The sequence below is a fragment of the Nocardia sp. NPDC002869 genome, from assembly GCF_046764065.1.
In the GTDB taxonomy this organism is placed as follows: Bacteria; Actinomycetota; Actinomycetes; order Mycobacteriales; family Mycobacteriaceae; genus Nocardia; species Nocardia rhamnosiphila.
In genome coordinates this window covers 1-2,833 of record NZ_JBKOOL010000036.1, presented here as the reverse complement: position 1 = coordinate 2,833, position 2,833 = coordinate 1, and the positions used below count along the sequence as shown (strand labels likewise).

Genomic DNA, 2,833 nt, shown 5'->3' with positions numbered 1-2,833 from the left:
CTTCCGACCTTCCGCTCAGACTCGGAGGCACCGGAGCACAGCAGAAAACGCCCCCTGCTGCGCTCGGAGCCTGGGTACGACTTCGTCGTGACGAAGCGGTGTCCACGCCCCTGCCACGCGAACACCTTTAAGAGCAAACAGCTATCAGATCGTGCGCCGGACAATTTATGCACATCGCCCGCGCGCCGTGCAACCGGGTCCGGCGTTTTGCCCATCGACGCGCCGACCACCCGACACGCGGAACCGGTGCGGCCTCCGCGGGACATGGTTCGGCCCAGGCCACAAGGGAAGTGGGTGCCGCGGAGACCCTCCGCGATGTGGTCACATATCCGGCGCGCCGCCGGCCTACCCGGATCGGCCCGGCGGAAGGAACGCCGCAAGCCACTCACCCGGCCAGGCGAGTATCCAGTTGTGCGCAGGTGGCTCTGTACGAAGGGGCCAGATACGGGAAGGCTCGTGCCGTGATCGGACGTCTCACCGCACTGTTCGCCGGGCTCTGGCTGTACGGCTTCTCGATGGCCGTGATGATCCGCGCCGCAGTCGGTCTGGACCCATGGGACGTCTTCCACCAGGGGGTCACCCGACAGGTGCCGATCAGCTTCGGCACGGTGACCGTACTGACGGGCGCGGTGGTATTACTGGCGTGGATTCCACTGCGGCAGTGGCCCGGTGTGGGCACGGTGAGCAATGTGGTGCTCGTCGGTGTCTCGGTCGACGCGGGACTCTGGCTGCTCCCGCATTGGGAGTCGATGCCGGCCCGGGTGGGCGCGATGGTGCTCGCGGTCGTACTCAACGCACTGGCCAGTGTGCTGTACATCGGCGCGGGGCTGGGGCCGGGTCCGCGCGACGGTCTGATGACGGGGCTCGCCCGCCGGACCGGATGGTCCATCCGCCGGGTCCGGACCATTCTCGAGGTGGCGGTCCTGAGCACCGGCTGGCTACTCGGCGGCAGCGTCGGTGTCGGCACCGTGGTCTACGCGGTCGCCATCGGACCGCTCATCCAGCTCATGATCCCTCTGGTGGCCGGCCGGTTACCCGGGTTCGACACCCCATCACCCCGGCGGTCGCCGGACGCGGAGGCGGTTCCCGGACCCGCCGGGGGCGAGGACGGACCGGTACCCTCCGGCGCGTGACCCCGGGTGATCCGCTACCGCGTCCGCGCGCCGGAGCCGCGGCTCCGGGCCGGTCCGGAGACCGAACGGGCGGCGCCGGTGTCCCGGCGTCGCCCGTTCGGAGGCTCGATCAGTCGCGGAAGGCGTCCTTCACCTTCTCACCCGCGTCCTTCAGGTTGGACTTGGTCTGGTCGGCCTTGCCTTCGTTCTTCGTCTCCTCGTCGCCGGTGGCCTTCCCGAGCTTTTCCTTGGCCTGACCGGCGAGATCTTCGGCTTTGTTGTCGAGCTTGTCCTTCGCACTCATCGCCTGTCCCCTCTCGTCGGATGCGACCGGCCGACGGTCCGGCCGATCGTCGGGCGAATAACCACCGTGCGCCCCCTCAAACACGCGCCCGCGTAACTTCCCGGAACACCGCGCCACCCGTGTATCCCGCCGGGACCTGCGTACACCGGGCGAAACGCCGGGTTCCCGGCCGCAGGCGGTGTCCTACTCGCCCGTAGCGCCGCACCTGCCTATTCTGCTCCGACGACAACGGAGTCGGGAACCGTACCTCCCACCACCCGAGCAGATCGGCAGGCCCGTGAACGCCACAACCATCGACCCCCTCCCGACCCCGGCCGCGTCCGGTAGACGGTCCGAGGCGATCCACCGCTTCCTCGTCAAACCCGCCGACGCGGGTATCGCGGCCGCGGTGGACGGCGGCAAGCTCCTCGAATGGATCGACAAGGTCGCCTATGCCGCGGCAGCCCAGTGGAGCGGCCGTTACTGCGTCACCGCCTATGTGGGCAATATCCACCTCGACCGGCCGATCGCGGTCGGCGAACTGGTCGAGCTGCACGCGAACCTCGTCTACACCGGCCGGACGAGCATGCACATTCTGGTCAGCGTCTACTCGACCGACCCCACCCGGCAGAAACCGGTCCAGACGGCGCAGTGCCTCACCATCTTCGTCGCCGTCGACGAGGCCCGGCGGACGGTCGCGGTACCCCAGTGGGAACCGGCCACGATTCTCGAATTGCGGCGCCACCGGCAGGCCCGGGCCCGGATCTCGGTCCGCAAGCGCATCGAGGAGGCCATGGCCACGCAGCGCTACACCGCCGCCTCCACCGCCCCGAGTGCGACGTTGCGGTTTCTGGCGGCCCCCTCGGATATCAACTGGGGCGGCAAAGTGCACGGCGGCCGCACGATGGGGTGGATCGACGAGGCCGCCTACGTCTGCGGCGCCGATTGGGCCGGCCAGCATGTGATCACCTCCTATTTCGGTGGGATCCGCTTCTACCGGCCGATCGTCATCGGCCATATCGTGGAGGTCACCGCACGGCTGATCCATACCGGCCCGCGCAGTATGCACATCAGCGTGCACGTGACCGCGACCGATCCGCATTCCGACGAACCGGCTCTCGCGGCGCACGGTCTGGCCGTGGTCGTGGCGGTGGATGCCGCCGGCAAAGCGCGACCCATCCAGCAGTGGACACCGGTCTCCGACGAGGACCGGTCCCTGGCGGCCCATGCCCGTCACCTCGTGGACCTGCGCGCCGAGGTCGAACCGTTCGCCACCGCCGCCGATCTACCGGCCGACGCCGAGCCCAGCCATTTCCGCGCGCCGCTGCCGGGCTGAGTCCGCCCGGCCCCGCGTGACCGAACCGGGTCGGAGTAAGTGTGGTGCCCTTACCGGCGAAGCGCCGAGGGACGGCGATCCGCCGGCAGCGCGGGTCGGCGG

At 69.3% G+C, this 2,833-nt stretch carries 3 protein-coding genes; 2 read left to right on the top strand and 1 reads right to left on the bottom strand.

Features of this window, described 5'->3' with window-relative positions:
• Positions 1–515 precede the first annotated feature (515 nt).
• Positions 516–1,133, top strand: a complete 618-nt coding sequence (locus tag ACLML9_RS09745; RefSeq protein WP_411945204.1) for a YczE/YyaS/YitT family protein — start codon at positions 516–518, stop codon at positions 1,131–1,133.
• A gap of 109 nt (positions 1,134–1,242) precedes the next feature.
• Here the strand turns inward: ACLML9_RS09745 and ACLML9_RS09740 are convergent, their stop codons facing one another.
• Positions 1,243–1,416: a CsbD family protein gene (locus ACLML9_RS09740; protein ID WP_030520075.1), complete on the bottom strand. Its 174-nt coding sequence runs from the start codon at positions 1,414–1,416 to the stop codon at positions 1,243–1,245.
• 277 nt (positions 1,417–1,693) lie between these two features.
• On the opposite strand from ACLML9_RS09740, the gene ACLML9_RS09735 reads away from it, so the two are divergent.
• Complete coding sequence (locus ACLML9_RS09735; protein WP_411945195.1) at positions 1,694–2,731, top strand: acyl-CoA thioesterase; 1,038 nt, start codon at positions 1,694–1,696, stop codon at positions 2,729–2,731.
• The last annotated feature ends 102 nt before the right edge of the window (positions 2,732–2,833 follow it).

Excerpts from the sequence above, each read along its gene's own strand:
- ACLML9_RS09745 (WP_411945204.1), top strand. The coding sequence starts at position 516 with ATGGCCGTGATGATCCGCGCCGCAGTCGGTCTGGACCCATGGGACGTC.
- ACLML9_RS09740 (WP_030520075.1), bottom strand. The coding sequence starts at position 1,416 with ATGAGTGCGAAGGACAAGCTCGACAACAAAGCCGAAGATCTCGCCGGT.